Genomic DNA, 6,389 nt, shown 5'->3' with positions numbered 1-6,389 from the left:
GGCAATGCACCTGAAAAGGCATGTAGTACCATTTAAGTTGGAAACAAAGATGTAAAATGTAGTGGACGAACGAAATTTTACACCACTGAAAATCATGCGATTACAAAAAAATACCGTCGAAGTCAGGAAATACTCAATAGCGCTACGAAAAAGTAAAACAGAAAAGAGGGAATACCTTGAACATATCCCCTCTTTTTCAACCATTTAAGTATAGTTTTATTGCTCAAGACTCCCACTATGGGCTATTGCGTCTACAACAGCGACAATCGTCAAATTAATAATATCCCGCACCGAACTTTCTATATCTGTAAAATGTACAGCTTTGCGCAACCCCATCTGTATCGGGCCAATACTCTCTCCGGCAATGCCCAGTTCTATAAGTAGCTTACTGGATATATTAGCCGAGCTGAGGTTTGGAAATATCAATGTATTCACATCTTTACCCTTAATAGAATTAAATGGGAAAGCCCTGTCTCTGAGATCCTTGTTCATTGCAAAATTCAGCTGCATTTCTCCATCTATATTGTATTCCGGATATTTCTCATGAAAATATTTAATAGCATTCGTTATGCTTTTCGGACTACCATCATCATCAGCTCCATAGTTAGAAAAAGATAACATAGCCATAACAGGCTCCGTTGCAAAATATTCAACCGTATCATGTGAAAGTTTTACTATTTCTTTCAACACATCTTCTTCAGGCCAACGGTTTATCAATGTATCTGCGAGAAAATACGGTCCTCTCTTCGTTTGCACAATATGCATGGCTGCAAAATGCTTATACTGAGGCTGTAGACCTATAACTTCGAGTGCTGTACGCGCAAACTCACGATAGTGGCTATATATGCCGGTAATAACAGCATCTGCATCCCCTGTTTCTACCATCATCATACCAAAGTAATTGCGGTCGCTCATTTTTTCAAATGCCTCTTGATAACGGATACCTTCCCTTGATTTGTTATCACTTAATTTCTTAGCATAACGACTTCTACGATCATCCTCACGTATATTTCGATGGTCTATTATTTCAACACCATTTAACTCTATTCCGTTTTCACGGGCAATATGCTTAATCCGCTCTTCACTTCCCAACAGAATAGGATGGCAGACACCGTCCTTTTTAGAGAATACGGCGGCTTTAATCATATTGATATGATTACCTTCGCAATATACGACACGTTTAGGGTCACTTTTAGCTAAGTTTGTCAAACGATGAATCAATTTATTGCTATAGCCTAACATTTCAGACAATCTGTTTCCGTATGCTTCCCAATCGTCTATCGTTTTACGTGCGACACCGGTTTCAACGGCAGCCTTAGCGACAGCTACAGACACGGCAGTAAGTAACCTTGGGTCTAATGGTTTCGGTATAATATAATCACGGCCAAAAGACAACCGTTTTATTTCGTATGCAGTGTTTATAACATCCGGTACAAGTTCTTTTGCCAAATCGGCTATGGCTTTTGACGCTGCCAGTTTCATTTCTTCGTTTATCGAAGTTGCTTGAACATCCAAAGCTCCGCGGAATATATAAGGGAAACCAAGTACATTATTCACCTGATTAGGATAGTCGGAACGCCCTGTTGCAAAGATAATATCTTCACGAGACTCCATCGCCTCCTCGTATGATATTTCAGGATTAGGATTAGCCAAAGCAAAAACAATTGGATTTTCGTTCATTTTACGAATCATCTCTTTGGTCAAAACATTAGCAGTAGACAGCCCCAAGAAAATATCCGCTCCTTCAATAGCGTCATCAAGTGTTTTCATCTCACTGTCTATCGCAAAATCTTTTTTCGATTCATTAAGATCTGTACGCCTTGTGGTCAAGACCCCTTTGCTATCGCACATGATAATATTTTCTTTGCGCACCCCAAACTTCATATACAAGTTTGTGCAAGCAATAGCCGATGCGCCGGCGCCATTCACTACCAGCCTTACATTTGAGATATCCTTCTTGGTAATATCTAACGCATTCAGCAAAGCTGCCGCCGAAATAATGGCTGTTCCATGCTGATCGTCATGCATGACGGGTATGTCAAGTTCTTCCTTCAGTCTTCTTTCTATTTCAAAACATTCGGGAGCCTTTATATCTTCTAAGTTTATACCGCCAAAAGTAGGAGATATAGCTTTTACTGTCTGAATAAATTTTTCCGGATCTTTTTCATCAACTTCAATATCAAAAACATCAATTCCGGCGTATATTTTAAACAAAAGTCCTTTTCCTTCCATCACTGGTTTTCCGGCCAAGGCTCCAATATCGCCCAATCCAAGAACAGCAGTTCCATTAGAGATAACGGCTACAAGATTACCTTTTGTTGTATAATCATAAGCTAATTGCGGATCTTTTTCTATTTCAAGGCAAGGTTCTGCAACTCCGGGCGAATAAGCTAAGGATAAATCGGTTTGAGTATTGTATGGTTTTGTGGGCACAACCTCTATCTTGCCGGGACGACCATTTTTGTGATATTTCAACGCCGCTTCTTTTGTTATCTTTTCCATAGTTCTGGATATTAAAACGTAAAATAATATAATTTAAATATCTCTAAAATCAGGACAAAGTTATGAAAAAGGTTTTTCATCTGAATAGTTTTAAACAAAACATTATGGCAATAAAAACTGTTTTACAACATAATTTTCACATAAAAGAAACAAACAACATATATGATTTTCGAAATATTAACATCAATATGATATTTTATATTAAATAGAGCTGAGATTCCTTCAATTGCTTTTTATAATCACACGGGCTCTTTCTATAATGGTATCCACTCCTTTAATTATATCCTCATCCGTCATATCAACATCTACGTTCGGATCGATACCAAATTCTGTGTGGTTCTTTTCAGCATCCAATATAGGTGATGCCGAAAAACGTATAGACCATCCATTCGGTAATTCGGACGAAAAAGGAAGTCCGCTTCCACCACCGGTTCTATCGCCGACAATTGTAACATTAGGAGCATAGCGCATAGAATTGACAAAATCATTAGCTGCGCTATAACAACTACGGTTAGTCAACAATACCACTTTCTTTTGGAATTTAACACCATCCGATGGCTCTACATATATCTCATATGGTTTCGAAAAATCGTCGTGTCCTTTACCTGTTTTATGCATGATATAGCCAACAAGCGTTTTTTGATTAAAAAAATGTGAAGCGAGCTTATCACTATTGGTAAGCAATCCGCCCCCATTATCCCTTATATCCAGAATAATTCCATCGCAGACAGCCATGCGGTCAAGTACCTGATTGATATTCGCTTCTCCAATACCACTGGAGAAACTACCATAATAAATATATCCTATATTATCTTCCAGTATCTTATATTTTAGTCCTCCGGCAATACCGTAATCGGTTCCAATATAATTTTTTTGTATTTTGGAATCGAAATTATCCGGATAATCTTCAAACCATTTCCAATAGCGGGCGACATTATGATTGGCTACTAAATTAACATGTCCGTCCTGAACCTCAGCCAACATTTCTCCCAGTACAGTAAACAAAGCTTCATTATCCATATTTTCGCTAATGCGTTCCGAATAACGTGTATGGATTTCGTTCCAATCAATATTCTTATAATTAAAAAAGCAGTAATGCTCATCCATTATTTTCCATAAAGCTTCAAAATTGCCTTTCTTGGTATTGATATACTTATCTTCCTCAAAACAGGAAGTTAAGAGTATGCTGCATAAAAGTATGATAACGAATTTGTATCTCATAAATTTGAATATTAGGATGCTCAAGGTAGTAATAATTCTTTAAACCCATCGAATGTATAACGATAGTAATTTAAGTCGATATTCCCGTCTATACCCGGAATTTCTCCTTTGTGTGAAAATTGCCATATCCTCCAGTTAGTATTATCGGACGGTTCATTATGCAAATCACACATCCAGATAATATTAGAAGGAAAATTTTTCTTAATATACAGCTTATAACAGTCCTTATTAGTATATATAACAGGATGTACTCCAAAATGCTCATACAATTCGTCCTCAAGTACTTTAAGTTCCCGGATAACCAGACTCACATACTTATCATCTTTGCTGTAAATATTTATTGTAGAATGTTCTACATCTATTGCCGGTATTAAGTCTCCCGCACTGAATCTGGCTGTTTTCAAAAAATGTCGGGCCTGCTCTTTTCCCGACAGTCCAAAAGTATAAAAGTGATATGAGCCGACTTTAATATTAGACTTCCGTGCCAAATCGTAATTGAACGGATAGTTCCGGTCTTGATGGTCATTACCTTCGGTAGCTTTCATATAGGCAAAAGTTATGCCTTGTTCCATAACATTATCCCAATTCAGAATCGGATTGTGATGAGACACATCTATGCCTTTGACAAAATATTTATTAGAATCGAATGTTTCATCTTCGCCAAAATAATCTTTAATTACGAAGAAAGCTGCAATGCCCAAACATAAGGCCAGAGCAGCAATAAAAATGTATTTTATTTTCTGGTCAGGTTTCTTTTTTCTTCTAACTTTCTTTCTGACCGGCTTTTTTCTTATCGGCTTAGCCATTAGTCGAAAAGGATAGTTTCGGAGAATAGTTTACCCGACTTATCTTTTGCAGACAAGAGAAGTTCTTTTTCGTTTATTTTCCAGTCGATATTAACAGTAGGATCAGACCACAACAAGGAAGCTTCATGCGAAGGGTTATAAATATTATCCACTTTGTAGGAAAAAATAGCTTCCTCACTTAGTACCAAAAAGCCATGAGCAAACCCTCTCGGTATAAAAAGCTGCTTCTTGTTTTCGTCAGTCAGTTCTACAGCTAAGTGCTTCCCAAAAGTCGGAGAAGATTTTCGCAAATCGACAATTACATCGAGAACGCGTCCTTGCAGCGCGCGAACTAATTTTGCCTGAGCATAACCTCCTGTTTGATAATGCAAACCTCTCAAGACTCCCCTCGTCGATTTCGATTCATTGTCCTGCACAAAGTTTACTGCTCCTATATATTGTTCGAAAACTTCTTTCTTAAATGATTCCATAAAGTATCCTCTTTCGTCGAGAAACACTTTAGGTTCTATAACCCAAACACCCTTTAACTCTTGCTCTGTAAATTTCATATAATTATCAATATTCTATCAGACTAAGTATATACTGACCGTATGCAGTTTTATCCAACTTCCGGCCTAAAGATTCAAGCTGTTTATTATCAATCCATTTGTTGCGCCACGCAATTTCTTCGATACATGAAATATAAAAACCTTGACGGTTCTGGATTGTTTCTACATAGTTGCCGGCTTCGAGCAAGCTATCGCAATTGCCGGTATCTAACCAAGCAAATCCGCGCCCAAACAATTGAACTTTCAAAGAACCTTCTTCCAAGAAGCATTTATTAAGGTCTGTTATCTCATACTCCCCTCTGGCTGAAGGTTTCAAAGCTTTTGCCTTTTGAGTAACAGTTTTATCATAAAAGTATAATCCGGGAACAGCATAATTTGATTTCGGCTTTTCAGGTTTTTCTTCCAAAGAAATTACTTTACCCCGGTCATCGAACTCAACCACACCATATGCACGCGGATCTTTCACATAATAGCCGAAAATACATGCGCCATTTTCGATAGATGCCGCCTCTTTTAGCATTTTAGAAAAGCCCTGACCATGAAACATATTATCTCCGAGAATGAGACAACCCGGTTCGCCGGCCAGAAAATCCGCACCAAGAACAAATGCCTGTGCCAATCCGTTAGGGACTTCCTGTACAATATATTCAAACTTCATACCCAAATCGTCGCCTGTCCCCAGTAACTTCCTGAACATAGGTAAGTCATGAGGGGTAGATATGATCAGCACTTCACGAATCCCGGCCAACATCAATGTGGACAAAGGATAGTATATCATCGGTTTGTCATAAACAGGCATAATCTGTTTCGATATAGCTTTCGACAAGGGAAAAAGCCTTGTAGCGCTGCCTCCGGCAAGAATAATTCCTTTCATTATACTTTCATAATTTTATTATAACTACAAATTTATAATAAAATATCAGGCAACACTAAGTAACTGTTAGGAATTATCATAACGCTTTATGATAATTCCTAACAGTTACTTTGAAAATTCCAGGAAAATTTTTCTGGAATTTTTTAATGGCGACATTTCCAGGATTATACTCGTTATTTTGGTGGGTAGCGTTTTTGAGAATTGAAGACAGATGGATACCTACCCCCACCCACCCCGTAGGGGGTATCTTACGTATAATTTTATGCAATTTTTATGCAAAATAAAAAAGCACCTACAAAATTAAATTCGCAAGTGCTTGATTTTCATTGTAGCGGGACGGGGACTTGAACCCCGGACCTCATGATTATGAATCATGCGCTCTAACCAGCTGAGCTATCCCGCCAACATTACATTAGCGGGTGCAAAAATAGAAGATTA

General features: G+C 37.9%; 5 protein-coding genes and 1 tRNA gene. All 6 read right to left on the bottom strand.

What is annotated here, in order from left to right:
• Positions 1–216 precede the first annotated feature (216 nt).
• The 6 genes from ACYPZI_RS12105 to ACYPZI_RS12080 all read right to left on the bottom strand — a co-directional run bounded on the left by ACYPZI_RS12105 (position 217) and on the right by ACYPZI_RS12080 (position 6,354).
• Positions 217–2,502 (bottom strand): NADP-dependent malic enzyme, encoded by a 2,286-nt coding sequence (locus ACYPZI_RS12105; RefSeq protein ID WP_459601945.1) that lies wholly within the window; start codon positions 2,500–2,502, stop codon positions 217–219.
• Positions 2,503–2,724: 222 nt separating this feature from the next.
• Positions 2,725–3,723, bottom strand: coding sequence for a S41 family peptidase (locus tag ACYPZI_RS12100; protein WP_459601943.1), 999 nt, complete (start codon positions 3,721–3,723; stop codon positions 2,725–2,727).
• Positions 3,724–3,743: 20 nt separating this feature from the next.
• On the bottom strand, positions 3,744–4,529 hold the full coding sequence (locus tag ACYPZI_RS12095; RefSeq protein ID WP_459601941.1) for a glycoside hydrolase family 25 protein: 786 nt from the start codon (positions 4,527–4,529) through the stop codon (positions 3,744–3,746).
• Positions 4,529–5,077 carry a dTDP-4-dehydrorhamnose 3,5-epimerase gene (gene rfbC / locus ACYPZI_RS12090; RefSeq protein WP_459601939.1) on the bottom strand — a complete coding sequence of 183 codons (549 nt, stop codon included), beginning with the start codon at positions 5,075–5,077 and terminating at the stop codon, positions 4,529–4,531. Before rfbC ends, ACYPZI_RS12095 begins: the two co-directional genes overlap by 1 nt.
• 7 nt (positions 5,078–5,084) lie before the next feature.
• Complete coding sequence (rfbA, locus tag ACYPZI_RS12085; RefSeq protein WP_459601937.1) at positions 5,085–5,951, bottom strand: glucose-1-phosphate thymidylyltransferase RfbA; 867 nt, start codon at positions 5,949–5,951, stop codon at positions 5,085–5,087.
• Positions 5,952–6,280: 329 nt separating this feature from the next.
• Positions 6,281–6,354, bottom strand: a tRNA-Met gene (locus tag ACYPZI_RS12080).
• Positions 6,355–6,389: the final 35 nt, after the last annotated feature.

Source organism: Dysgonomonas reticulitermitis (assembly GCF_054601275.1).
Note: the sequence above shows the minus strand (reverse complement) of the source record. Positions and strands in the feature narration are given on the sequence as shown.